24 protein-coding genes are annotated in these 24,523 nt (G+C 62.0%); 12 read left to right on the forward strand and 12 right to left on the reverse strand.

Going from position 1 to position 24,523, the window contains the following annotated elements:
* Window positions 1–73: 73 nt before the first annotated feature.
* The 5 genes from H3T90_RS02130 to msrB form a co-directional block, all read right to left on the reverse strand.
* Window positions 74–1,669, reverse strand: coding sequence for a spermidine synthase (locus H3T90_RS02130; protein ID WP_232350487.1), 1,596 nt, complete (start codon window positions 1,667–1,669; stop codon window positions 74–76).
* Between the two features lie 282 nt (window positions 1,670–1,951).
* Window positions 1,952–2,335, reverse strand: a complete 384-nt coding sequence (gene rplT, locus H3T90_RS02135; protein WP_015021618.1) for a 50S ribosomal protein L20 — start codon at window positions 2,333–2,335, stop codon at window positions 1,952–1,954.
* A 48-nt stretch (window positions 2,336–2,383) separates the two neighbouring features.
* Window positions 2,384–2,578, reverse strand: coding sequence for a 50S ribosomal protein L35 (gene rpmI, locus H3T90_RS02140; RefSeq protein WP_015021617.1), 195 nt, complete (start codon window positions 2,576–2,578; stop codon window positions 2,384–2,386).
* A complete protein-coding gene (gene infC, locus H3T90_RS02145; RefSeq protein WP_121913680.1) occupies window positions 2,559–3,251 on the reverse strand; it encodes a translation initiation factor IF-3 in 693 nt (230 codons plus the stop codon). The genes rpmI and infC overlap by 20 nt, the downstream gene beginning before the upstream one ends.
* Window positions 3,252–3,489: 238 nt before the next feature.
* Entirely contained in the window at window positions 3,490–4,467 is a 978-nt protein-coding gene (msrB, locus tag H3T90_RS02150; RefSeq protein WP_198229433.1) for a peptide-methionine (R)-S-oxide reductase MsrB, read from the reverse strand.
* Window positions 4,468–4,639: 172 nt separating this feature from the next.
* Here msrB and H3T90_RS02155 point away from each other — a divergent pair, with 172 nt between their 5' ends.
* From H3T90_RS02155 to gap, 5 genes are all read left to right on the forward strand, one after another.
* Window positions 4,640–5,377 carry an AzlC family ABC transporter permease gene (locus tag H3T90_RS02155; RefSeq protein WP_198229434.1) on the forward strand — a complete coding sequence of 246 codons (738 nt, stop codon included), beginning with the start codon at window positions 4,640–4,642 and terminating at the stop codon, window positions 5,375–5,377.
* Window positions 5,374–5,730 carry a branched-chain amino acid transporter permease gene (locus H3T90_RS02160; protein WP_198229435.1) on the forward strand — a complete coding sequence of 119 codons (357 nt, stop codon included), beginning with the start codon at window positions 5,374–5,376 and terminating at the stop codon, window positions 5,728–5,730. Before H3T90_RS02155 ends, H3T90_RS02160 begins: the two co-directional genes overlap by 4 nt.
* A 14-nt stretch (window positions 5,731–5,744) precedes the next feature.
* Window positions 5,745–6,530, forward strand: a complete 786-nt coding sequence (locus tag H3T90_RS02165) for a thiamine diphosphokinase (RefSeq protein WP_198229436.1) — start codon at window positions 5,745–5,747, stop codon at window positions 6,528–6,530.
* 42 nt (window positions 6,531–6,572) lie between these two features.
* Window positions 6,573–6,998: an arsenate reductase family protein gene (locus H3T90_RS02170; RefSeq protein ID WP_121913685.1), complete on the forward strand. Its 426-nt coding sequence runs from the start codon at window positions 6,573–6,575 to the stop codon at window positions 6,996–6,998.
* Between the two features lie 189 nt (window positions 6,999–7,187).
* Window positions 7,188–8,243 carry a type I glyceraldehyde-3-phosphate dehydrogenase gene (gene gap / locus H3T90_RS02175; RefSeq protein ID WP_029677985.1) on the forward strand — a complete coding sequence of 352 codons (1,056 nt, stop codon included), beginning with the start codon at window positions 7,188–7,190 and terminating at the stop codon, window positions 8,241–8,243.
* A 73-nt stretch (window positions 8,244–8,316) separates the two neighbouring features.
* Here gap and H3T90_RS02180 read toward each other — a convergent pair whose 3' ends face one another.
* Entirely contained in the window at window positions 8,317–8,913 is a 597-nt protein-coding gene (locus H3T90_RS02180) for a DedA family protein (RefSeq protein WP_198229437.1), read from the reverse strand.
* A 76-nt stretch (window positions 8,914–8,989) separates the two neighbouring features.
* On the opposite strand from H3T90_RS02180, the gene ybaK reads away from it, so the two are divergent.
* Entirely contained in the window at window positions 8,990–9,496 is a 507-nt protein-coding gene (ybaK, locus tag H3T90_RS02185) for a Cys-tRNA(Pro) deacylase (protein WP_198229438.1), read from the forward strand.
* A gap of 19 nt (window positions 9,497–9,515) precedes the next feature.
* Here ybaK and H3T90_RS02190 read toward each other — a convergent pair whose 3' ends face one another.
* The gene (locus tag H3T90_RS02190; protein WP_198229439.1) at window positions 9,516–10,583 is read right to left on the reverse strand and encodes a 4-hydroxy-3-methylbut-2-enyl diphosphate reductase; all 1,068 of its coding nucleotides are present in this window, start codon (window positions 10,581–10,583) and stop codon (window positions 9,516–9,518) included.
* A gap of 172 nt (window positions 10,584–10,755) precedes the next feature.
* On the opposite strand from H3T90_RS02190, the gene H3T90_RS02195 reads away from it, so the two are divergent.
* Together H3T90_RS02195 and H3T90_RS09080 are read left to right on the forward strand one after the other, a co-directional pair.
* Window positions 10,756–11,724 (forward strand): aldose 1-epimerase family protein, encoded by a 969-nt coding sequence (locus tag H3T90_RS02195; protein ID WP_198229440.1) that lies wholly within the window; start codon window positions 10,756–10,758, stop codon window positions 11,722–11,724.
* 85 nt (window positions 11,725–11,809) lie between these two features.
* Window positions 11,810–11,884, forward strand: a complete 75-nt coding sequence (locus tag H3T90_RS09080; protein ID WP_099327425.1) for a 50S ribosomal protein bL37 — start codon at window positions 11,810–11,812, stop codon at window positions 11,882–11,884.
* 156 nt (window positions 11,885–12,040) lie between these two features.
* On the opposite strand, the gene H3T90_RS02200 is transcribed toward H3T90_RS09080, so the two are convergent.
* Together H3T90_RS02200 and H3T90_RS02205 are read right to left on the reverse strand one after the other, a co-directional pair.
* Window positions 12,041–12,328 carry a hypothetical protein gene (locus H3T90_RS02200; protein ID WP_232342039.1) on the reverse strand — a complete coding sequence of 96 codons (288 nt, stop codon included), beginning with the start codon at window positions 12,326–12,328 and terminating at the stop codon, window positions 12,041–12,043.
* Window positions 12,329–12,367: 39 nt separating this feature from the next.
* On the reverse strand, window positions 12,368–12,988 hold the full coding sequence (locus tag H3T90_RS02205; RefSeq protein WP_046323714.1) for a sigma-70 family RNA polymerase sigma factor: 621 nt from the start codon (window positions 12,986–12,988) through the stop codon (window positions 12,368–12,370).
* 154 nt (window positions 12,989–13,142) lie between these two features.
* Here H3T90_RS02205 and H3T90_RS02210 point away from each other — a divergent pair, with 154 nt between their 5' ends.
* Together H3T90_RS02210 and H3T90_RS02215 are read left to right on the forward strand one after the other, a co-directional pair.
* Window positions 13,143–13,901: an exonuclease domain-containing protein gene (locus H3T90_RS02210; protein WP_198229441.1), complete on the forward strand. Its 759-nt coding sequence runs from the start codon at window positions 13,143–13,145 to the stop codon at window positions 13,899–13,901.
* 205 nt (window positions 13,902–14,106) lie between these two features.
* A complete protein-coding gene (locus tag H3T90_RS02215) occupies window positions 14,107–15,675 on the forward strand; it encodes a Mur ligase family protein (RefSeq protein WP_198229442.1) in 1,569 nt (522 codons plus the stop codon).
* 177 nt (window positions 15,676–15,852) lie between these two features.
* On the opposite strand, the gene smc is transcribed toward H3T90_RS02215, so the two are convergent.
* Both smc and H3T90_RS02225 read right to left on the reverse strand, forming a co-directional pair.
* A complete protein-coding gene (gene smc, locus H3T90_RS02220) occupies window positions 15,853–19,491 on the reverse strand; it encodes a chromosome segregation protein SMC (RefSeq protein WP_198229443.1) in 3,639 nt (1,212 codons plus the stop codon).
* Complete coding sequence (locus tag H3T90_RS02225) at window positions 19,491–20,912, reverse strand: bifunctional folylpolyglutamate synthase/dihydrofolate synthase (RefSeq protein ID WP_198229444.1); 1,422 nt, start codon at window positions 20,910–20,912, stop codon at window positions 19,491–19,493. The genes smc and H3T90_RS02225 overlap by 1 nt, the downstream gene beginning before the upstream one ends.
* 155 nt (window positions 20,913–21,067) lie before the next feature.
* On the opposite strand from H3T90_RS02225, the gene H3T90_RS02230 reads away from it, so the two are divergent.
* Together H3T90_RS02230 and H3T90_RS02235 are read left to right on the forward strand one after the other, a co-directional pair.
* Window positions 21,068–22,669 (forward strand): aminopeptidase P family protein, encoded by a 1,602-nt coding sequence (locus H3T90_RS02230; RefSeq protein WP_046322722.1) that lies wholly within the window; start codon window positions 21,068–21,070, stop codon window positions 22,667–22,669.
* Window positions 22,670–22,672: 3 nt separating this feature from the next.
* Window positions 22,673–23,215: an NUDIX hydrolase gene (locus H3T90_RS02235; protein WP_198229445.1), complete on the forward strand. Its 543-nt coding sequence runs from the start codon at window positions 22,673–22,675 to the stop codon at window positions 23,213–23,215.
* Window positions 23,216–23,255: 40 nt separating this feature from the next.
* Here the strand turns inward: H3T90_RS02235 and H3T90_RS02240 are convergent, their stop codons facing one another.
* Window positions 23,256–24,491 (reverse strand): ROK family protein, encoded by a 1,236-nt coding sequence (locus tag H3T90_RS02240; RefSeq protein ID WP_198229446.1) that lies wholly within the window; start codon window positions 24,489–24,491, stop codon window positions 23,256–23,258.
* Window positions 24,492–24,523 lie beyond the last annotated feature (32 nt).

The following is a 24,523-nucleotide window of genomic DNA, read 5'->3' on the forward strand; positions in this document are numbered from 1 at the left end:
TCTTTAGGGCATATTCTAACGCTCCACTCCCCTGTTCCTGTACTTCCAACGTGCTTGGGATTGCGGCGGCATCTCAGGAAACATCCCGGATCAGTCCTTGAATCCCCTCTTGCTGAAGGATCCGTCGATAGGGGCCGGCCTCCCTGCTGATGATTCCGTCAATGGCGTGCATGCCAAGCAGCTCCACTGGCGCATTGTCATCAGTCAATACCCTCCCATTTACTTCCCCAACCGTGTTCAGGCGGGAGCTAACCTGCTTCATCATCTCGGACAGGTCTGGATCAGGGCTGACCCTGGCAGCGGACTCCGCCAGCAGATCGGAACCTGGATAGTCCCTCATGGCCTCCCTCTTATCCCCTCCTGCTCCCGAAAAATCCTCGGAAGCGGGGCGACGTGCAAAGAGCTCGCGGTTGGTGGTCTGGGGCACATCGGCCGTCAGGATGGCATCGGAGCCGAAGACCCTGGTAATGGTATTGGTCAGGGCTGCATTGATGGACCCCTGACCGTCGTCGATCATATTCATGTTGACCACCATGACCCCGCCAGGATTCAGGTGGTTCCTGACCAGGCTAAAGAACTCGGTGGAACTCATCTGAAAGGGTATGGTGATGTCCTGATAGGCGTCGACCATGATCAGGTCGTAGCACTGGCGACTGGCCGCCAGCCAGGCTCGGCCGTCATAGGTGGAAACCGGAACATCAGCTGGCTGGTCGAAATACTTGATGGCCAGGTTGCTGATGGACTGGTCGATCTCCACCCCCTGGATGGCCATCCGCGGATAGTACCGCTTCAGCTGCCGGGCGTAGGTCCCGGTCCCCATGCCCAGGATCAGGGCCGAGCGGGCCTGATTGGCCATGAGCGGCGCTGCCAAAGCCGTGTCGTAGTACATGCCGGTCATCCCGGGGTGCTTCATGGTCACCGACTGGACGCCGAAGAGGACGTTGGTGGAAAGGATGGTTCTATCCGCTAGGGTTTTGACCTGCAGGTAGTTGTAGATGGACTCGCCCTCATATGCCAGGCCCTTCTCCCAGAAGGCGAACCCCGTCATCGGCGACAGGGCGGCCGAGATGACAAAGGCCACCGTGGCCATGAAGCAGGCCAGGCGATGCACGTGGGAGGAAAGAAAGTAGATTAAGGCCACTAGGAGCAGTATTCCGGAGAAGATCAGGAAGGTGACGAAGGTCCCCACGGCCGGGATGGTCACAAAGGTGGGCAGGAAGGTGCCCAGGATGGATCCCACGGTATTGCAGGCGCTGAGCCGGCCGACCACCGAGGCGTTGTCGTCCAGGGAATCGGTGGCGCTCTTGACCAGGCCCGGGGTGATGGTGCCCAGGAGGAAGAGGGGCGGAACAAAGATGATCAGGCAGGAGATAAAGGCCGCCAGGACCAGGAAGTTGGTGGAAACAGCCACGATCAGCAGTCCCGAAACCAGGATGATCAGATACTTGCCGACCAGGGGGATCAGGGCGATCCAGACGGCCGCCGCCATAATGCACAGGTAGAGCCTGTCCGGGTCTGGATTCCTGTCGGCCCAGCGTCCGCCGACGACGGCACCCAGGGCCAAGGCGATCATGATGGTCCCGATTATGATGGTCCATACAATCTGAGAAGACGAGAAGTAAGGAGCCAGCAGACGAGAGGCCCCCAGCTCGGCAGCCATGACGGCCATGCCAGAAAAGAACTCCGTTACATAAAGAAAGATCCGCGACCGAAGGATGGGGCGCGGCTGATTAATTCTGGCCAGTATGGATGTACCGCTGCGAGATGATGGACTGGCTTGACCTGCTGATTCTGCCGAGACAGCCGACGCGTCTAGGCTGTGATCATCATTCATGGCGGCTCCCGGCATCATTGTCGTCAATCAACTTACCGTTCCACCGAGGAATGGTCAAATATGCAAAGAACCCCGCGAAAGGCGAGGTTCTTGCAATACAGTGTTCAGGTCCGCTGATCAGGCAGCGACCGGAGCATTTACGTCGGCAGGCAGGGCCTTCTTGGCCTCAGCCACGATGGCGTTGAAGGTGTCGATGTCGTTGACGACCAGATCGGCCAGGGCGCGGCGGTCCAGCTCGATCCCGGCCAGGCGCAGACCCTGGATGAAGCGGTTGTAGGTGATTCCCTGGGCGCGGCATCCGGCGTTGATGCGCTGGATCCACAGCTTGCGGAAGTCGCCCTTACGGGCCTTGCGGTCCCGGAAGTTGTATGTATATGAATGGAGCAGTTGCTCCTTGGCCTTGCGGTAGAGACGTGAGCGCTGGCCACGGTAGCCTGACGCCCGCTCCAGGACGACCCGACGCTTCTTATGCGCGTTGACTGCCCGCTTGACTCGTGCCATAGATATTCCTCAGCTTTCTAAAATCTCACTCGACGCGACAGCACCCGCTCAGCGGGCCAGCATCCTCTTCATGTTCTTGGACTGGGTCGGAGCGAGCACCTCATCAGTGGACAGGTGGCGACGCTTCTTGGCCGACTTGTGCTCCAGATTGTGGCGCATACCGGTCCCGGCGTGCATGAGCTTGCCCGAACCCGTGGTCCGGACGCGCTTGGATGCGGCGGAGTTACTTTTCATCTTCGGCATTGCTGCCCTCCTTGGATTTCATCTGCTTGGGAGAAGTATTGTTGGAGCCCGCAGTCTCTTTTTCATCGGCCTTGGCAGCCAGATGGGCCGCCTGACGGGCCTTGCGCTCGGCACGGGCCTGTCCGCCCCGCCGACGCTGCTCGGACTGGGTATGGATCTTCTTGCCCTTGGGTGACAGGGTCATAATGATGTTGCGCCCCTCCTGCTTGGGGGCAAACTCGATGGAGCCCAGATCCGCGACGTCATCAGCCAGCTTGCGCAGGAGCTCCACGCCGCCGATGGGCCGTGACTGCTCGCGCCCACGCAGCATGATGGTGACCTTGACTTTGTCTCCGGCGGACAGGAAGCGACGCACATGCCCTTCCTTGACCTCGAAGTCGTGGTCGTCGATCTTCAATCTGAAGCGGATCTCCTTGATCTCCGACATACTCTGGTTGCGGCGCGCTTCACGAGCCTTGATCTTCTCGTTGTATTTGAACTTGCCGTAATCAATGAGCTTGGCGACCGGAGGCTTGGCCTTGGGCGCAACCTCGACCAGGTCAAGGTTGGCCTCCTTGGCCAGGTTGAGGGCGACGGAGGTCGCAATGATTCCCACCTGCTCGCCGTTGGGCCCGATCAGGCGTACCTGAGACACTCGTATATCGTCGTTAATCCTTGGTTCGTCGCTAATGATGACTCCTTCTCAAATACCACAACATCCACTGCCCGGCGAAGAACCCATAGGTTTCGAACATGACCGTCGCAGCCGTATAGCAACGAAACCGTCAATGCCTGCACCGTAATACTGACGGTCAACCGTCACCGGCGCGGGTCGAACCCGAAGCCATGGAAGGCTCCCAGGTGGGATCATCCGCTTTCTTGATTTCTCAAGCCGAGTAGCAGTATAACACAACCCTTAGGACCGGGCCTAGTCAGGCGGTTGCTCCGTCCACCAGGGGCAGGTAGTCTCCGTAACCCTCCTCCTCCATCCGGTCCCGCGGAACGAACCGCAGGGCGGCGGAGTTCATGCAATAGCGCTGCCCGCCACGGTCAGCCGGGCCGTCGTCGAAGACGTGTCCCAAATGGATTCCGGTCTGTGCCGTCCGCACCTCGATCCGAGGACGACCCAGCAGCTTGTAGTCCTTGCGGTTGACCAGCAGGTCGGGATCTATGGGCTTGGTGAATGCCGGCCAGCCACAACCCGAGTCGTACTTGTCCGTCGAGGAGAAGAGCGGCTGGCCGCTGACCACGTCCACATATATGCCCGGGCGGAATTCCCCATCGTAGGCGTTGGCGAAGGGCCGTTCGGTGGCCGAGTGCTGGGTGACCTCGTAGCTTTCAGGGTCCAGGGACCAGATGCGCTCGATGTAGCGCTGGCGGGAGGCGGCGTTGGCGATGGCCTCCAGGGGAATGTGGCAGTATCCGCCGGGGTTCTTGAGCAGGTAGTCCTGGTGGGACTCCTCCGCCGGATAGAAGTTGATCAAGGCCTCCACCTGCACAGCGGGCTGACGGCCGGTCCTGCGCTCCAGCTCCTCCAGAGCGCGACGGAAGACAGGCTCTTCCTGCTCGCGATGCTCGGAATCCCAGTAGAGGCCGCTGCGGTACTGCCTGCCCCGGTCATTGCCCTGCCGATCCACCGAGAAGGGGTCGATCAGATCCAGCAGAAGCAGGGTCAGGGTCCGCAGAGTGACTGTCTGGGGATCATAGGTCAACCGCACGCTCTCCACAGCGTCGGTGACACCGCTGCAGACCTGCTCATAGCTTGGGTTGGGCACTGTGGACTGGGCGTATCCCACCTGAGTGTCGATAATCCCGTCCACCTCTTGGAAGAACCGCTCGATGCCCCAGAAGCATCCCCCGGCCAGAACGACCGTGGCCGGGTTGTTGGTCGAAATCTTGTTCTTGTCCATGATTCCTCCTCACATACCAGTGCCTATCGCCAGGTTCAACCAGATCCGCAGAGCCGCTATTCCGTCCTTCCTGCCTCTTGACAGCCTTCTCACATTGTCGACCAGTCTGTCCTTGCGGCGCAAGAGGCGATTATCATATGACCATCTCCAAATCGAAGTCAGGAGGCGGGTCATGCAGCGAGCGCAGGAAGACGCTGACGAAGACACGAGGTCCTCCGGGACCATCCTGGGCTCCCTGGCTGCGGCCTTCCCACGGACCCTGCCCATCATGGCCGGATTCTTGGTGCTGGGGATCTCCTATGGCTTCCTGATGACCAGCCGCGGATTCCCGGTGATTTACCCGCTGGCCATGAGTGCCCTGATCTACGCCGGATCCATGGAGTTCGTGACCGTGGACCTGCTCTTGTCCACCTTCAATCCCTGGGGCGCGCTGATGCTGACCCTGATGGTCAATGCACGCCATCTCTTCTATGGCCTGGCCATGCTGCCGGTCTTTCGAGGGACGGGCCGGAAGAAACCCTACCTGATCTTCGGCATGTGCGATGAGACCTTCGCCCTGGAGTCCGCCGATCCTCACCCGGCCGGAACCGACAAGGGCTGGTACCTCTTCTTCGTCACACTGCTCAATCAAATCTACTGGGTGGGCGGCGCCACACTAGGCGCTGTGCTGGGCAACCTGGCGAACTTCGACACCCGGGGACTGGATTTCGTACTGACCGCCATGTTCCTGGTGCTCTTCCTGGAGCAGTGGCGGCAGGCCGAGGCCCGCGTGCCGGCCCTGATCGGTCTGCTGGCCTCCTTGGCCTGTCTGCTGGTCTTTGGACCTGACCGGTTCATCATCCCGTCCATGGCGGTCATCCTGGCCGTCTTCATCCTCTTGGACTTCCGTAGCCAAAGGGAGGCCTCATGACCACTGCACAGCAACTGATCACCATTGGCATTGTGGTATTGGGAACCATGGCCACCAGATTCCTGCCCTTCATAATCTGGCCGGAGGGACGTCGGCCACCGGCCCTGGTGACCAGGCTGGGACGTCTGCTGCCAGCCGCCGTCATGGGACTGCTGGTGGTCTATTCGTTGAGGCACACCAACCTGGTCGGAGGCGATCACGGGCTCTACGAGGCCCTGGCTCTGCTGGTCACAGCCCTGGTCCACCTGCGCTGGCGAAACATGATGGTCAGCATCGCCTGCGGAACCCTGACCTACATGGCCCTGGTGCAAGGGTGGCTGCTCTTCCTGATCCGTCTGGTTGGTCTGGAATGATGGGGGCGCGTCCAATGGACGAGCGCAGAAAGAAGAATCTTATGCAGGATGACGGTCAGTCGGACCGTACAGGTCAGGCACCGCTCTGCCGAATCTGGGGTGCCGGACAGTACTTCGGTGAAGAGACGGCACGCGGCGAACAAGCCCTGGTCATAGCTGCGGATGGAGGACTGGAGCCGGCTCTGGAGCACGGTGACGAACCCGACCTGGTCGTAGGCGACTTCGACTCCCTGCCCGCTGGCAGCCGAAAGCTGCGCACAGACATCCCACGCCGTGTCCTGCCTGCTGAAAAGGACGACACCGACCTGCTGGCCGCAGTCAAAATAGGCTGGCAGCGGGGTTACCGACGATTCCTTATATATGGCGGTCTGGGCGGGCGTATGGACCACACGCTGGCCAATCTGAACCTGATCCATCTGATTGCTGCCAGCGGTGGCCGCGCCGAACTCTGGGGCCAGGGAATGCTGGTCACGGCTCTTGGACCCGGAAGCCTGGACTTCCCGGCCTGGGACTGCCCGCCCAAGTCCATGGTCTCCGTCCTGGCGGCCGACGACCAGGCTCTGGGTGTGGTCGAGCAGGGCCTCAAATACCAGACGGACGGCATGACCATGACCAACCAGCAGGTCACCGGTGTCAGCAACGAGTTCCTGCCCAGCAGACCGGCCCACATAGCACTGAAGCAAGGAACAGTGTTCGTCACCTACCCCACATCAGCGCCCGAGCCGGTCTGGAGCACCAGTCTGGAACCCAAGGCCGACCTGGGCCCCTTGGAGACCCGACCCTCCCGTCGTCTGGCCTGAGACCTCTTTTGACTTGAAACCCCACGTGGAAAGGAACAATCTATGACAGCATCATCAACCAAGCAGCCAACGACCCCGACAGCCGAGCACCCGCTCTTCATCTGCTACAGCCGCTGCTCCACTTGCGCCAAGGCCCGCACCTGGCTGCGTGACCACAATGTGGACTTCACCGAGCGCGACATCAAGGAGGACCGCCCCACTCAGGATGAACTGACCGCTTGGTTGGACATGAGCGGCCTGCCCGTCCGGCGATTCTTCAACACCTCAGGTCAGGCTTATCGCAGTCAGGGGCTGAGCAAACGCCTGCCGCAGATGGACACGGAGCAGGCTCTGCAGCTGCTGTCCACCGACGGCATGCTGGTCAAGCGTCCCATTCTGCTGGATGGCCGGCATGTCCTGGTCGGGTTCCGTCAGCAGCAGTGGGAGGATTGGCTGGCCGATACGAACGAAAATTCTCACAATTCCTGATCGTTTTGTTGCGCAAACAAACAACAAAACCTACCAATTTTTTTGTTCGTTTTTTCCTCGGCACAACCCGCGTAATCGCTTGCTTTAAGTACATAGGGTTCTATAAACTATGAGATGTTATCAGTAATCGGCCATATACGGTCCGGTAATTTTTGTGCTGTATACGGCCAATCTCCAAGGGAGAATTGAATGACAGTAAAGATTGGCATCAACGGATTCGGACGTATCGGTCGTCTGGCCTTCCGGCGCATCTTTGAGCTCCAGGCCCGTGGCGGCGACGCCTCCAACATCGAGGTTGCCGCCATCAACGATCTGACCACCCCGGCCATTCTGGCCTATCTGCTCAAGTACGACAGCACCCAGGGCACCTTCCGTCACGACGACGGCACCAATGTCTCGGTCACCTCCACCGACACCGCCATCGTGGTGGACGGCAAGGAGATTCCGGTCTATGCCGAGAAGGATGCCAACAACATCCCCTGGGTCAAGAACGACGGCGTGGACTACGTGCTGGAGTGCACCGGCTTCTACACCTCCTCTGAGAAGTCCCAGGCCCACCTGAACGCCGGAGCCAAGAAGGTTCTGATCTCCGCTCCTGCCAAGGACGACACCACGCCCACCGTGGTCTACGGCGTCAACGAGGAGACCCTGAAGCCTTCCGACAAGATCATCTCCGCCGGCTCCTGCACCACCGGATCCCTGGCCGCCATGGTCAAGATGCTGGATGACAACTTCGGCATCCGCATCGGCTACATGACCACCATCCACGCCTACACCGGCTCCCAGATGCTGCTGGACGGCCCCAAGGGCAACAAGCCGCGCAACACCCGCGCCGCTGCCCTCAACACCATCGAGCACTCCACCGGTGCCGCCAAGGCCATTGGCAAGGTCGTTCCCTCCGTCGACGGCAAGCTGCAGGGACATGCACAGCGTGTGGCCGTTCCCTCCGGCTCCGTCACCGAACTGTTCTGCATCCTGAACAAGAAGGTCACCGTCGACGAGATCAACGACACCGCCAAGAAGGCCTTCGAGGGCAAGGACTATTTCGGCTACAACGACGAGGGCATCGTCTCCTCCGATGTGATCGGCGACACCCACGGTGGCATCTTCGATCCCACGCAGACCGATGTCAACACCTACGGTGACGATCAGATGGTCCGCACCGTTGCCTTCTATGACAACGAGTACGGATTCACCAGCAACATGATCCGCACCCTGCTCTACTTCGCCAAGCTGGGCGACTGAGCATCCGGCCGGTTCTTCCGGCCATAGCGATTTCGGGGTCCGTTCCCTTCGGGGGCGGACCCCTTGCTTATAATCAGCGCCTCCGGGTGAGCGCCCGCATGGCCAGGTCGCAAACCAGGCCGACGACCATGCCCACCAGAAACCCGATGGCCATGACGGCCAGAGGGTTGTTTTCCAGCCAAGAGGCGGCCAGATACCCCAGGGTCCACATATAGATGGACCAGAGCAGACCAGCCAGTGCAGCCAGGGGCAGATAACGGGTCAACGGATATCGCGCCGCACCGGCAGTCAGATTTACCACGGTCCGGCCCGAGGGCACGAACCGCGAGGCCAGTGTGAAGAAGCCGCCTCCCTGCAGTAGCGCCCGGTGGGCCCATGATGTCACAGCCTTGCCTGCGGCACCCCGAAAGACGGCTAGACGATTCAACGGGACAAGTCGCCCCAGCCCATAAGTGCAGGCATCGCCGCCCGCAAAGGCCAGGGCGCAAACCAGAAAGACCAGGATGGGAAGGGGTCGCCCCGAGGCTCGAAAGGCCGAAGCCGTGGCCAGGACCATAAGCTCTGTAGGTATGGGAATGATCAGCGCATCCAGAAAAGCTGCCAGGAAAAGCACGGCCAGCCCCCATCCGCCCGTCACCGCATCGAGCAACCAGGCATTGACAGCGGTCATGGACTACCCTTTCCGCGAGATCGCACCAAAGACACCCCTAAGCCTACGCAAACGGTCAGTACCTTAGCATGGAGCCATGAGCAAGAAGAAGCGGGTGGACTCGGATGCCGCGACTCCGGCCATGGCCCAGCTGGAGCGTCTGGGGGTTCCCTTCACCGTCCACGAGTATCATCACAATGCCGACCACATGGACCAGGGGTACGGCATCGAGGCAGCCAAAAAACTGGGCCTGGATCCGCGCATGGTCTACAAGACCCTGATGGCCGACACGGGTAAGGAGCGGGTCATCGGCATTGTACCGGTGACCGGCCATCTGAACCTCAAGCACCTGGCAGCTGCCGTGGGTGCCAAAAAGGCTCGTATGGCCGACAAGGCCCAGGCCGAGCGGGAGAGCGGATATGTCTTGGGCGGCATCTCGCCCTTCGGCCAACGGACCCAACACCTGACTGTGCTGGACCAAGGTGCCCTGGAGTTCGACACCATTATGGTCTCCGGCGGCAAGCGCGGGATCAGCCTGGGTCTGGACCCGAGGGATTTGATACGGGTTCTCAAGGCCAAGACCGCACCTCTAGCCGCTGACTGAGAGATTTTAGCGCTGGGGCTCAGCCCTGCGGCTGTGGAATCTTCTTGGACGCGCGTGTTGAGCGCAGGGCAGCAGGCAGGACGAAGTGCATGTGCTCGTCGACTGCTCGTTCTCGGGTTACCCGGGTGAATCCTCGGGATGCCAGGGTTTCCAGCACCCCCTGAACCAGGTTTTCTGGAACCGAAGCACCCGAGGTAAGCCCTACCGAGTCCATGCCCTGCAGCCAGGTCGGGTCCAGCTCTCCCGCATCGTCGACCCGGTGGGCCCTCTGCTCACCCTGACCAGGAAAGCGCGCATCCAAGGCCTGACGCGCCACCTCGACCAGACGAACCGAATTGGAGGAGTTGGCCGACCCCACTACAATCATGCAGTCCGCCTGACCGGCCACCAGCTTGACCGCCTGTTGCCTGTTCTGGGTGGCGTAGCAGATGTCGGAACCCGGCGGCTCCTCTATCCAGGGAAAGCGTCGACGCAGGGCCGCAGCCAGATCGGCGGTCTCATCCAGGCTCAGTGTGGTCTGGGTCAGCATGACCAGCGGCGTGTCCGGACCGAAGTCCAAAGCCTCGATATCGGCCTCATGCTCCACCAGATGAACCCGGTCAGGTGCCTCCCCCATGACTCCAATAGCCTCGTCGTGCCCCCGGTGGCCTATGTAAATGATCGAGTAGCCGTCCCGGACGAAACGCTGGACTTCCCGGTGGACCTTGCTGACCAGGGGGCATGAGGCATCGACCACGCGCATCCCCCGCCGCTGGGCCTCCTTGACGACCGAGGGGGCGATTCCATGGGCCGAAAAGACCACGGGAACCCCGGCACGGACAGCCTGATCGGGAATCTGGTCCAGCTCGTCCACGAACACAGCCCCTCTCCGGGACAGGTCCTCGACCACATGCCGGTTGTGGACTATCTGCCGGCGCACATAGACCGGGGGCAGACCATGGTGGGGGTTGTCCGCATCCAAGATGGTCTGCACAGTCTGAATGGCACGGTCCACCCCCGCGCAGAACCCGCGCGGATCAGCAAGGATGACCCGGCCATGTCCCTGCGGGATCGGCTGTTCGCACACGGTGGTCCGAAATCCTGCCACTGCCGCTCCTTATCGATGTCAATCCGGACGGTTCCGGACGCTGCAAATCCATGGTAGAAAGCCAAAGCGGCCCCCGATAGTCCATTCGCCACTCTTTCACCAAGAAGCCAAGACCGCCCAGGCGCTAGGATGGTGGCGTACCAAGCATCAACGGCACTATGGAAGTGGGAGCATGCATACGAACGAGATGATGGGCGGGGCCGTGCCCCGGACAGGACAGCAGTACAGCATCCGTCATGGGGACTACGAGGCGGTGGTGACCGAGCTGGGAGCCATCCTGCGTGTCCTGAAATACCGGGGAAAAGACCTGCTGGCCTCATTTGACCCGAATGGAACCGTACCCTGCAGCAACGGGAACGTGCTGGTACCCTTCCCCAACCGGATCGAGGATGGCACCTACGAATTCCAGGGCCACACCTACACCCTGCCCATCGACGAGCATGACCGGAACACCGCCATTCACGGCTACGGATACCGGGCCTACTGGCGGCTGCAAGCCCTGACCGAGGACTCCGTCAGCCTCTCCTGGCGGGTGCCAGACATGGGCGGATACCCCTTCGACGTGGTTGTCACCGTCACCTACACCCTGGACGACCAGGGGCTGACCATGACCACCCGGGCTCTGAACCTGGGCGATGATGCTGCACCCTGGGCCTTCGGCATCCACCCCTGGCTAGCCAACGGCAAACAGGGCGTAGGTGACCAGATTCAGAAAGACAACGCTCCCTGCACCCTGTCCATTCCCTGCCGCACCCACGTGGTGGTCGATCCCGACAGGCTGCTGCCCACCGGTACCGAACCCGTCCAAGGGCGAACAGATCTGCGCCAGGGCCCTGCGCTGGGTGAGGATGCGGACTTCGACGATGCCTGGACTGATGTGGAGCGGGACGACGACGGCACTTGCTCGGCCTGGTTCACCAGGCCGGACGGCATCCGAATTCAGCTCTGGGGCGATGAGACCATCACCTCATGGCAGGTCTGCACTGGAACCGGCTTTGACGCGGGCATGCGCCCGGCCGGTGTTGCCGTGGAGCCCATGACCGCCTACGCCAACGCCTTCAGAACTGGTCGGAATCTGGTCATTCTGCAGCCTGCAGCCGTCTACACCACCCAGGTGGGTTACCGGGCACAAGAGGTCTGAACAGCCTGGTTGGTCGACAAAGGTCAGCCCGGTGTGCGATAATCGGCAAGGCTTATAGGTTCATCAGAAGCAAAGGAGTCCAATCATGGGCATGCGCGGACGCAAGCGCAGGGATCGCCGCAAGAAGGCCGCCAATCACGGCAAGAGGCCGAACACCTGATCGTCTGCCCCGGCACCAACGGTGCCGGGGTTTTGCATATATACATAAAAAAAAAACCATGGCTGCATAAGCATGGCCATGATCCCTGCAATAGCCTGAACAGTCGGATAGAACCGTCGTACCGCCAAGGAATCGACGGGATCTACCTAACTGAATCTACTTGTCCGTAGTGCGTTCCGTGGTCCCCTGCTCCAGTTCATCCATCTGATCGAACATGTGCCTGAGCCGGTCCAGCAGGCAGTCCGGAGCGCATTCGGGACGCAGATACCGACGCAACTCCTCGATGACCATGCGCTCCCGCTCGTCGCAGCAGGAATCCGGATCGAAGCAGTCGCTAGGATCAACGCAGGAGGCATCCTGGTAGATGCGAAGGCTGGTGTGGGTCACCCTGACAGAGCCGCCGTCATCGTATGCGTAGTGACTCATCTCCACGCGTCCGTCCATGCTCCTGCCCACTTCCTGATACCCGATCTTCGGGGGCCCTCAATGCCCCTTGCTGCTGATCTCTTTTTTTATACTAGGCCTGACCTCAACAGGTCCATGGCGTTCCGCTGAGGGCTTGCCTGCAGCCCCGCGCTCCTGCTGGTAGCCACGCTCCTTGGCATACCGCTCCAGCTCCTGGCGTAACTGCGAGCGCGCACGATTCAGTCGGCTCATGACTGTGCCGATCTTGATGCCCTCCTCGTCGGCGACCTGTTGGTAGCTCTTGCCATCGATGGCAGCGTCGATGAAGACCCGCCGGCGTTCCGGACTGAGCCGATTCAGCGCGGCCATGATCTCCTCGGGGGCGAAGGTCTCCATGTATTCCTGCTCAGCGGATTTGAGCCCTTCGGACCCGTGCTCCGATGCCGAATAAATATCCCAGTCGTTGTACTCGCCAGTCGAGTCGTTGGCCCTTTGCGGACGCCGCTTGGCCTTGTGATACTGATTGAAGTAGGCGTTGCGCTCGATGGTGGTCATCCAGGCCTCGAAATTGCTGCCGGGTTGGAAGCGGTCGAAGGCCTTGAATCCGCGCTCGAAAGTATCCTGAACCAGATCCTGGGCATCGTCGGGGTTGTTGGTTAGGCGCATGGCCTGTCGGTAAAGCACATCGACCGCAGGCATGGCCAGGGCCTCGAATTGACGTTTTCTGCTTTCGAGTTTGCTGGTATCTGCCACACCCCCTATTGTGCCATCCCCCCTCGCCCGTCGCGGCTCCGACCCGGTCGCGGGCCGGTCGCTCCTCGGTTACCATAAAGACTGAGGAGAAATCACGCTTATGGAAAACACCGAGTACACAAGCATGGAGCAGGCGCTTCAGTCAGCCCCGCAACAGGAGGGGTCGACACGCCTAGGGGACTCCTGGCTTCTGGGGTTCGACACCGAGACCACGGGCACCAAACCAGGCAAGGACGGCATTGTTTCGGCCAGTCTGGTTCTGCGTGACCCGACCAAGGGCTACGCAGGGGATGTAGTAGCCACCTGGATAGTCAATCCGCATCGGCATATCAGCAAGGGGGCCAGCAGGGTCAACGGGTTCACCGATGATCAGCTGGCCACTGAGGGCATGGAGCCTGAGCTGGCCACCGAGCAGATGGCCGGATTCATCGCCCGCGCCCAGAACAAGCGCATCCCCCTGCTGGCCTACAACGCCCCCTTCGACGTGCAGATGCTGGACGGGGACATCGCCCACTGGTGCGCAGGGTCAGTCAAGCCCCTGAGCGAGGGGAATCTGCTGGTGGTGGACCCTCTGGTCCTGGACAGGGAGATCTCCCACCGGTCGGGCCGCCGCACCCTGGGAATGACCAGCGAGTACTACGGCGTCATCCCCCATGGCAACTTCCACAATGCCACGGCGGATACGGTGGCGGCCGTGGATCTGATCAAGCCCATGACCACCCTCTTCCCCCAGGTGGCCCGAATCACCATGGACTCCCTTATGGACTGGCAGCGGCAGGCACAGGCCAAGTGGCGGGACCAGTTCAACCAGCACCTGATCTCACAAGGGCGCCGACCGGTCACTGACACCTGGCTCTGACCCCGGCCCTGACGTCCACTGGCCTCTGCCTGGAAATGCAGAGCAAGGGGCGGTCATGATGAGCGGCTACCCGCATTTGACCATTCAGTCAAAGGGTCGCCGGACCCGCCTTCTTCGGCCTCAACGGGGTTATAGACTTGGGTCTGGTCTCGGTCAGATCTCCTATCGGGACAGGCACAACCCAACGGACAAGGGGGAAGACGGCATGGCGCTGACGATGGCTTCGACCTTGGAGCTACTGCACGAACATGATCAACTGCGCGAGGTGATCCAAGGCGACCGGTGGACTTTGGATTCGCCCAAGGATATCCAGCCATCCAGGCCTTTCACCGATGTCACCTACGACACCCGTCAGGCGGGACCTGGCAGCCTGCTCTTCTGCAAGGGACACTTCCTGCCTGAATATCTGGATTCCTGCGGCCCTGAAGGACCGGCGGCCTACGTGGCCCAGCAGGACCTGTCCGCACACACCAAAGCTCCGGGTATCATCGTCAACGACGTGCGCAAATCCATGAGCCTGCTGGCCTCAGCCTTCTATGGCCGTCCCCAGGACCGGCTGACCCTGGTGGGAATCACCGGCACCAAGGGCAAGACCACCACTGCCTACTTCCTGCAGGCCATGCTCTCCAGGCTCTCCGGGGGCCACGCCGCCCTGCTCTCCTCGGTGGACAACTGCCTGGACGGCCGACACTATCAGGAATCCCAGTTGACCACCCCCGAGTCGCTGGACCTCTTCCGCATGATGCGCCATGCGGTGGATGCGGGCATGCGCTACATGGTCATGGAGGTCTCCTCCCAGGCCTACAAGGTGGACCGGGTCTATGGGCTGACCTTCGATCTGGGAGCATTCCTGAACATCTCCCCAGACCACATCAGCCCCATCGAGCATCCCAGTTTTGAGGACTATTTCTACTGCAAGCGCCGCATAACCTACAACAGCCGGCAGCTGGTCCTGGGAGCCGATGCGCGCGGAGCCGACCTGATCCGTCAGGATGCCCGCGCCGCCGGAGTTCCAGTGACCACCTTCGGCGATGGAACCCGACAGGCCGACTTCCTGGTCCGCAAGGCTCCCGGTGAGGGCGACGACTACCTGATAGGGCCCTCCGACGGAGCCCTGCGACCGGTCAGTCTGTCCATGGACGGGGATTTCAACGCCTTGAACGCGGCCGCCGCCCTGGCCATGCTGACCCGTCTGGGTCTGGAGCCTGATTCCGGAGCCATCCAGGCCATGGGGAACGTCAGAATCGCCGGCAGGATGGAACGCTTCAAGGCCGACAACCGGGTGGTTTACGTCGACTACGCCCACAACAAGGCCTCGGTCACAGCTCTTCTGAATTTTGTAGATGAGCGCTACGGCGAGCGTAAACCCCTGATTACTCTGGTTTCCGGTTCCGCTGGCGGAAAGGCCATCGATCGCAGGGAGGGCATCGTCAGCGCCGCTCAGGACCGTGTCGATCGCCTGATCCTGACCGCCGACGATGAGGACGGAGAGAGCTCGGACCAGGTGGACCAGCAGATGCTGGGCTTCGTGACCAATCCGAACCTGGATGTCAGCATCGAGCCGGACAGGACCCAGGCCATCAAGCAGGCCGTAGGGGATCCAGGCCAGCCAAGGGACCGTTTACGCGTCACCCTGGTCATCGGCAAAGGCGAGGAACGCTGGATCAAGAAGGACGGCAGCCACGTGCCCTATGAGGGCGACGACCATGTGGTAGCTCGCCTGCTGGGTACGAAAAGCTACAATCTGGGAGCCACCGGAACAGCCCGAGGATGACTATCCCGACAAGCCCCTAAGACGGAAATCCGATGCCCCGTGGCAGAACGGGACGCACAGCCACCTGGCAGGTGGTTTCAAATAAATCAAAGAATTCCAGCCGGTCATACAGGGCAGAGAAGGATCCCGCCATGCCGCAGCGGCCCATCGTGGACTCTCAGGCGGTCCTGACACAGGTCAACCTTGATCGGGCTCGGACTCTTCGCGACCTGAACGATCCGGATCCTTCAGCCGCTGAGAGATGACGGCCGTCACCCCGTCACCCCGCATGGTGACCCCATAGAGAGCGTCAGCGATGCCCATGGTCCGCTGCTGGTGGGTGATGATGATCAGCTGGGCATGCTCCCGCAGCTGCTCGAAGGCCTTGAGCAGCCTGGTCAGGTTCACGTCGTCCAGGGCGGCCTCGACCTCGTCCATGACATAGAAGGGGCTGGGCCGGGCCGTGAAGATGGCCAGAAGCAGAGCCAAGGCTGTCAGCGACCGCTCTCCACCCGAAAGCAGGGATAACCTGCGGACCTTCTTGCCGGCCGGGCTGGCCTCGACCAGAACGCCGGTGGTCAGCAGGTCGTCCGGATCCTCCAGCCGCAGTCGCCCGCGCCCGCCTGGGAAGAGGGTAGCGAAGACACGCTCGAAAGCCTGGGCGGTGTCGTCAAAGGCCTCCTTGAAGACTGTGACCATGGTCGAATCCAGATCCTTGACCAAGGCCATCAGGTCATCCCGTGAACCTATTACATCCTGACGCTGCTCGTGCAAGTAGCGGTTGCGGGACTCTAGAGCCTCGTATTCCTCGGTGGCCAGCGGGTTGACCTTGCCCAGGGCCGCCAGGTCCCGCTTGGCCTTGGCCAGCCGTTTCTCCTGCTCACTGCGCTGGTAGGGCACTGTTTTGAAAGCTGGCAAATCCCCATCTTCGCCCATCCCCTCCTGGTCCAGGGGCACCGGGTTGCCATCGTCATCCAGGACGGGAACCGGATGATCTGGGCCGTATTCGCGGATCAGTTCCTCCGGCTCCATGCCCAGGTCATCCTGGATGCGCTGACGCAGACGACCATCTTCACCTGCCAGACGCTCCCGCTCCAGGTCCAGACCGTGCTCATCCTGGCGCAGACCGGCCACCTTGGGTTCCAGAGCGTCCCTGCTGGCACGCAGATCTGTCAGTTCCTTGTCATGGGCCGAGGCCTTGGCCCTGAGCTGATCCCGGCGGCGGGCAACACGCTCCATCCTCTCCTTGATCAGCTGGGCCAGCAGGTCTGCCCTGAGAGCGATCAGCCCCAGGGAAGCCATGCCAGCCTTGCGCCGACGATTCTCCTCACCTATTCGCTGACGACGGCGTTCGGCCTGCTCGGCCTGATCCCGCAGCAGATCGATCTGACGCAGCAGGGAGGCATGCCGCCGATCGCTCTCGGTCCAGGTCAGCTTGGCTTCCATCTCGGCGGTGCGGGCCTGGTCCAGAGCCGTCTCCAATTCATGTTGCCGGTCTTCCATGCCCTCCGGGTCATCAGAGTCAGACTCCCCGTCCTCCTGGGCACGGGCCAGGCCGGTCTTGAGATCTTCCAGTTTGAGTTCGTGGGTGCGCACCTGGTCGCGCACCTGGGCCAGCCGATCATCCAGATCCTTGACTCCGGCCTGGGCTCGATCAGACTCCTTGCGGGCTGCCGCCAGCTCCCGGGCGGCCTGCTCGGCCTTGACCCGGGCCTCAGTGCACTGGTTGCGCGCCTCCTGAAGCTTCTGCTCTGCCTGCTCAAGGACGGCACGTGCCGCTTCCATCTGAGGCTGCAGTGTTTTGGATTCCTCCTGGAGGGCCTCCACCTGCGCCAGGGCCTTATCCTTACGCGCGGTCAGCGCCAAATCACTGGTGGCTGGAGCGGATCCGCCTACGGCGCCTACCCGGTCGTAGAGGTCGCCCAGGCGAGTCAGCGCCTGTTGCCATCCGTCTTCCAGGGCATGATGGGCCTGATCAACGTCATCGACGGCAGCTGTAGCGGCCAGCAGACTGCGGACAGCATCCAGCACCCCCTGGGCCCGGTCAGGATCGGCAGGATGTTCCCGCAGGGTTACCAGATCAGCGGCCGACCGCCATGGGCCGTCACCAGGCCTTACGCCTGCGCCCTTGATCGGGCCTGATGCCGAGATCAGCGCGGCGCGTCCCAAGCGATCCTGACGGGCCCGCTCCAGGATCTGGTCGACCGTCTGCTCATCCTTGGCCACCAGGGCCGAGGCATAGTCATGCAGGGCCTGGGCCAGAGGCTCCTCCCAGCCGTCCTGTACTCGGACGAAGTCGGTCAGCAGGCCCAGCAGGGCCGGATCCCCGGCCTGGGACAGGGCCTCGCCGGCGCCGCGATGGTCCAGCGTGTCCGCCAAGGCATCAGCCTTGGCCTGAGCAGAGATGGCATCGGACTGAATTCGACGTTCCCGCTCCTGAAGATCGTTGAGTCTGCTGCGGGCCTGGTCCCTGACCTGACCCGCCTGATCCAGGGCCTGTCTGCCGTCCTGCTCAGGGTTTTCCTCCTGATTATCCAGGTCCCGCACCCGGTTTCTAGCACGCTCCAGGCCTTCCCTGACCTGACTCTGCTGGCGGGTCAGGTCGCGCTCACGCTGCCTGGAAAGTTCCAGGGCCGATTCCTCCTTGGCCACCAACTGCGCCAGGTCACCAAGCCGAGCCTGTCGCTTCCTGGCAGCCTGCCGCAGCTCGGTCATGGTCTGCCGGTGAGCGGCCAGCCGCCGCTCCAGATCCGCACGGGCTTGAACGCAGCCATCCAGGGCGATCCGGTCGGCTCCGACCCGGCCCTCCTCCTGGTCGGCCTGGCCCTTGAGCTCGTCAGCCCGCCGCCTGAGCACCCCAGGATCCTGACCCTGATCGGCCACCATGCCCGCCTCCAGCGAACGGCTGCGCTCCCTGGCCAGGGATGCCAGGGACCCGGCACGCTCACCGAGCTTGGTCAGGTCATTCCACTGCTGGTTGACCGCATCCAGGGCCGGACTGGACTGCCTATCCAACCCCTCCAGCTGTTCGATGCGCAGCTTGACCCTGGTCAGGTCCTCCTGTCCCCTGGCCAGCCGCCCCCGGGTCTCAACCATCTGCGAGCGCAGATCCTCCAGCTTTTTCTGCGAAGTCAGAGCATCATCGGCATGGATACGAGCCTGGGCGTCCCGCATACTGACCTGGATCATGTCTGCCCGGCGGGAGACCTTGGCCTGGCGACCCAGCGGTCCCAACTGCCGATGAATCTCGCCAATCAGATCATCCAGACGGGAAAGGTTGGCCTCGGTGTTGGCCAGCTTGTGCAGGGCCCGTTCCTTGCGCTTGCGGTGCTTGAGGATGCCGGCCGCCTCCTCGATGAAAGCCCGATGGCCGGCGGGATCAGCCCGCAGGATGGCATCCAGCCGCCCCTGGCCGACGATCACGTGCATCTGCTGCCCTAGCCCGGTGTCGCTGAGCAGCTCCTGGATGTCAAGCAGGCGGCAGTCGGAACCGTTGATGGCGTATTCGGACCCGCCGTTGCGGTAGATGGTCCGGCTGATGGTGACCTCGGTGTAGTCGATATCCAAGGTCCGATCGGTGTTGTCGATGGTCAGGGTGACCTGCGCCCGGCCCAGCGGCGGCCTGGAGGAGGTGCCTGCGAAGATAACGTCCTCCATGGATCCGCCGCGCAGGCTTTTGGCCCCCTGCTCGCCCATGACCCAAGCCAAAGCGTCGACTATGTTGGATTTGCCTGATCCGTTGGGGCCCACCACAGCGGTGATGCCCGGCTCGAAGCGCAGGGTGGTAGCCGAGGCGAAGGACTTGAAGCCCTTGAGGGTCAGCTCCTTGAGATACATCAGGCGCGCTCCGCCTTAGGCTTGGCCAGATCGGGGTTGGGACGCTCGGCCAGCAGGGTGCGGGCATCGCCGGCGGTGACGAAGCTGCCACAGATCAGCACCCCACGGCCATAGCCCACGCCGGTCTGATCCTCGCTGTCGACCATGTCGACGGCCGTCTGGATGGCATCGGGCATCCGGTCGCGCCGGACCACCCTGTCGGTTCCGAAGACCCGTACGGCGACCCGCTCCAAATCCTCGGCCGGCATGACCCGGCCCTTCCAAGAGTTCTCGGTTACCACGACGCTGTCCAGCACGGGCTCCAGTATGCCCAGATAATCCTCCACCTGTTTGTCGGCCATCATGGAGATCACGCCCACCAGCTGCTTGAAGTCATAGTTCTCCTCGATGGCTGCACGCAGGGACTGGGCCGCGTTCAAGTTGTGTCCGCCATCGATGATGATGGTGGGCGAGGTGCGCACCTGTTCGATCCGTCCAGGAATGCGCACCTGACTTAAGGCCTCGGCCACCAGATCCTGGTCCAGGGCCCCGTTAACGGGGATGACCGTCTCGGCTGCCGCCAGGGCTGCCAAGGCGTTGTGGGCCTGGTGCTCCCCGAACTTGTCGATGGGCACATCCTTGTAGAGCCCCTGGGGTGTGCGCAAGGTGGCCACTTGACCACCCACTGCGGGCATGCGGGAGACCACCTCCAGCTCGTTGCCGTCCCTCAGCAGAGTGGGGGCACCCTGCTCGCGCACAGCCTGCTCGATGATGGGCATGACGGCATCCTCATGAGGCTGGGCGCCGACGATGACCGTGGACTTGGGCTTGATGATCCCGGCCTTCTCCCCTGCTATCTGCTCGACCGTATCTCCGAGCCACTGCATGTGGTCCATGTCCACCGGCCCGATGATGGAGGCATCGCCATCGAGGACGTTGGTGGCATCCCAGCGGCCGCCCATCCCCACCTCGACAATGGCCACATCCACGGGGGCATCAGCGAAGGCCCAGACAGCCATGGCGGTCAGGACCTCGAAGAAGCTCATGGGAGCCCTGCCCTTCTGAGCGAAGCGGTCGTCCACCATGGCGATGAAATCCTCGATCTGCTGGTAAAGGTCTACGAAGTCCTCGTCTGAGAGCTCCTTGCCGTCGATGGCGATCCGCTCATTGATCCGCTCCAGGTGGGGCGATGTATAGAGCCCGGTGCGCAGACCGTAGGCCCTCACCAGAGCCTCGGCCATCCGCGCGGTGGATCCCTTGCCGTTAGTCCCGGTGACATGGATGACCCGGAAGCTGTGCTCAGGGTGGCCCAGCAGGTCCAGCATCATCCCCATTCTGTCCAAGTCCAGATTGGGGCTGTCATGCTCAGCGGGACGCGCCATGATGGCCCGTTCGACATCGCGAATATTCTGACCCTTGCTATTGGGGTGTTCGAATGACATATTCTGCCTACGCCTCCTGCTGGCTGTGGATGCTTCCCGCCTATTCTATGCGCGACCGACCCCGATTGAAGGCCGAAACAGCCGACTGTCACATCGGCCAAACGCACTACCATGGAACCAACATAGTAAGAACCGAAATTTCAAGGAGGCCGGACGTGACCGCATCCGCACAGGAGCATTTACAAGGAGACACCGATCCCAAGAACGTGGACCTGGATGAGCAGAACATGGACGACCGGGTGAACAACCGAACCCTGCGACCCAACTCCCCCGCCTTCCAGAAGTTCATGACCACCGGTTGGCAGGCCCAGGAGCCCCAGATCGAGCCATTGGAATCCAGCAAATACACCGAGCGCCGCCTGCGTGAGCTGGGCCGGCGTTTCCCCGGTGAGCGCCTGGTCATCCCCGCTGGTTCCTACAAGACCCGAAACAACGACAACGACTACGCCTTCCGCCCAGACACCACCTTCGCCTACTACACGGGTCTGGGCGAGGACTACGAACCCGGAGCCATCCTGGTCCTGGACCCGGTGGACCCTGACAGTCCTGAGGCCGCCAAGGGCCTGACCCATACCCCTGAGCTCTTCGTCCACCCCCGGGCCGATCAGTCCACCCGCGACTACTATCGGTCCGCTCAGTACGGAGAGTACTGGGTGGGTCCCCGGGCCGGTCTGCGGGAGCTGGCCGTCATGACCGGCATCCCCACCAAGGACATTGCCTCCTTCCCTGATGCCATCGCCAAGGATCTGGGCCCGGACCAGGGAGCGGTCAAGCTGCGTGTGATCCGTACTGCAGACCAGGAGGTCCTGAACCAGGTGGAGGCCGCCCGCAAGGCCAACGGCATCGGCGGTCCGGACCGCAATGAGGAAGCCGACGACAAGCTCGAAGAGTTCACCTCAGAGGCCCGTATGATCAAGGACGACTATGAGGTAAACGAGCTGCGCAAGGCCATAGCGGCCACCAAGGACGGGTTCGACCGGATCCTGACCCATCTGCCTCAAGTGGTAGGTAAGCCCCGTTCCGAGCGGATGCTGGAGGGTGTCTTCAACGCAAACGCCCGTGAGAAGGGCAACGACGTGGGCTACGGTTCCATCATCGCCTCGGGCAAGCACGCCCCGATCCTGCACTGGATGCGCAACGATGGGACAGTCCAGAAGGGCGACCTGCTCCTGATCGATGCGGGCGTGGAGGTCAACAGCCTCTACACGGCTGACATCACCCGCACCTTCCCTGTAAGCGGCACCTTCAGCCCCCTGCAGAAGCGGATCTACCAGACCGTGCTCAAGGCCCAGCAGGCCGGCTTCGAAGCCGCTAAGCCCGGCGCCACCTACTCGGACATCCACCATGCCATCATGCGGGTGCTGGCCGAAACGCTGCACGAGTGGGGCATCCTCAAGGTCAGTGTGGAGGAGTCGCTCTCCCCGCAAGGCCAGCAGCACCGCCGCTGGCACGCCTGCGGATGCGCCCACCACCTGGGCCTGGACGTGCACGACTGCGCGGAGGCCAGGTACGAGTCCTACCAGGGTGCCCCCATCGCCCCTGGGATGATCTTCACCATCGAGCCTGGACTCTACTTCAAGGAGAACGACCTGCTGGTACCTCCGGAGTTCCGCGGCATCGGCGTGCGCGTAGAGGACGACGTGCTCATGACCGAACAGGGGCCCCAGTGGCTGTCTGCAGGCATTCCCAAGACCGTGGAAGAGGTGGAGGCCTGGATGGCGGAGCGGGCCGCTCTGGCTGATCCGGACCGGGACTGATACATGCCCACCCCTGACTTCGTGCTCAGACTGCGCCGGTCCATAGGCCATGACCTGCTTTGGCTGAACGGCGTGACGGCTTTCGTCACTGACGGCCAGGGCCGCGTCCTGCTGGGTCGGCGTTCTGACACCGGCCAGTGGGCCCTGGTCTACGGGATCAACGAACCCGGCGAGGACCCGGCCGACACCGTGGTCCGCGAGGTCAAGGAGGAAACCGGAGTGGATGTGATCGTCTCTGACCTGGCAGCGGTCACATCCTCCCGGCAGGTGGTTACTTATGCCAACGGTGACCGGACCATGTACATGGATCATCTATTCATCTGCCGGCCTGACCCCAACGGCAATGCCGACCCCTATGTCGGTGACGAGGAAAGCCTGTCAGTCGGCTGGTTCGACTCCAATCAACTCCCAGACCCGCTGGCCCGGACTACTGTGGAACGCATGGCTCGGGCCCGAACCTATCTGAAACGCCTGCATGGCGGAGATGCCCATGCCCTCTTCAAGGTCGGTGGCAGACAGCTGCCCGCCAATTCCGACCAATCCTAGGTTGGTCATTGAACCCTTGCACGGCTCAGGCCTTGGCAACTCAGTCCTCGAAGAAATCCAGCGGATCGTCGATGAAGCGGCGCAGACCTACCAGCGCTGCTCCCTTGAGGGCCGGATAATCGGCCTGGGTGGGGATGAGCACACGGATGTCCACGGCATCCCGACCTAGCGTCAGCTGATTGAGACGATCCTGCAGACGTTGGGCCAGATTTCCCCCGAAGTGCGACCAGAATCCCCCCAGGATGACCGTATCCACATCCACAATGTTGATGGCAGAGGCGATGACCGAGATCATGGCATCGAGCCCACGGTCAATGGCATCAACGGCCTTGGCGTCTCCCTGCTGCCAGCGCTGGTAGAGTTCCTCCATGGCCTGGGGCGTGACCGCCTCGGCTCCGGTGGCGATGCCGGCTGCCTCAACCAGAGCCCTGCGCCCGGCATAGGTTTCCAGGCACCCACGGCGACCGCAACGGCAAGTGGGCCCGTTCAGATCCACCGAGGCATGTCCCAATTCGCCAGCGAACCCGTGATCCCCTGTCTCCACGGCTCCGCGGCGCACCACAGCCCCGCCTATACCTATGTCAGTTGAAATGTAGATAAAAGAGTCTGTGGGTGAAAGCGGTCCCTCATGCCCGTCAGCGGGACGCTGGGCAGCGTAGCCGGGAATCTGTGCGAGGGCTGCCAGACGCGCCTCGTTGCCCACTCGGGGGGCCAGACGGCGAACCAGGGGGAAGTCCTGCAAATCCAGACGTTCCCATCCCAGATTGCGGGCCATAAGCAGGGTGGTGTCGCCGCCGACCAGACCGGGCAGGGCCAGGCCCGAACCCACTGTATGGTAATGGCGACGTGACAACTTACGTTCGATGGGCTTGGCCAGCTTTTCCAAGTTGGTGAAGACCTGATCAGGCTCCGCCTCGTGCATATCGTCCTTGACCCAGGCTGAATCGATTAGGGTCCCATCCAGATCCATGGCCAGACAGCCGTAGCCGTCGGTATTGATCTGCAAGCCCAGGCCGGCCCAGCGCCCGTGTGCGATGGACAGCGGGGTGCTGGGTCGTCCGTGGTTGCTCTGCGAGGTCTCAGGCTCCTCCTCGCGCACCACCCGATTCCTGAGCAGGAGCCCCGCCAGGAGCGACATGGTGGCCTTGGTCAGCCCGGTGGCCTTGGCCAGATCCGCCCTGCTGAGCGAGGTAGGCGACCGCAGAATGGTATCGATGATGACCGAGAGGTTGTGGTTCCTCAGATCATCCTGATTGATAGAGCGCAGGGCAGTCACGGTTCAACAACCTTTCATGAACGAACACAGAC

Source organism: Bifidobacterium polysaccharolyticum (genome assembly GCF_016101585.1).
GTDB lineage: Bacteria > Actinomycetota > Actinomycetes > Actinomycetales > Bifidobacteriaceae > Bombiscardovia > Bombiscardovia polysaccharolytica.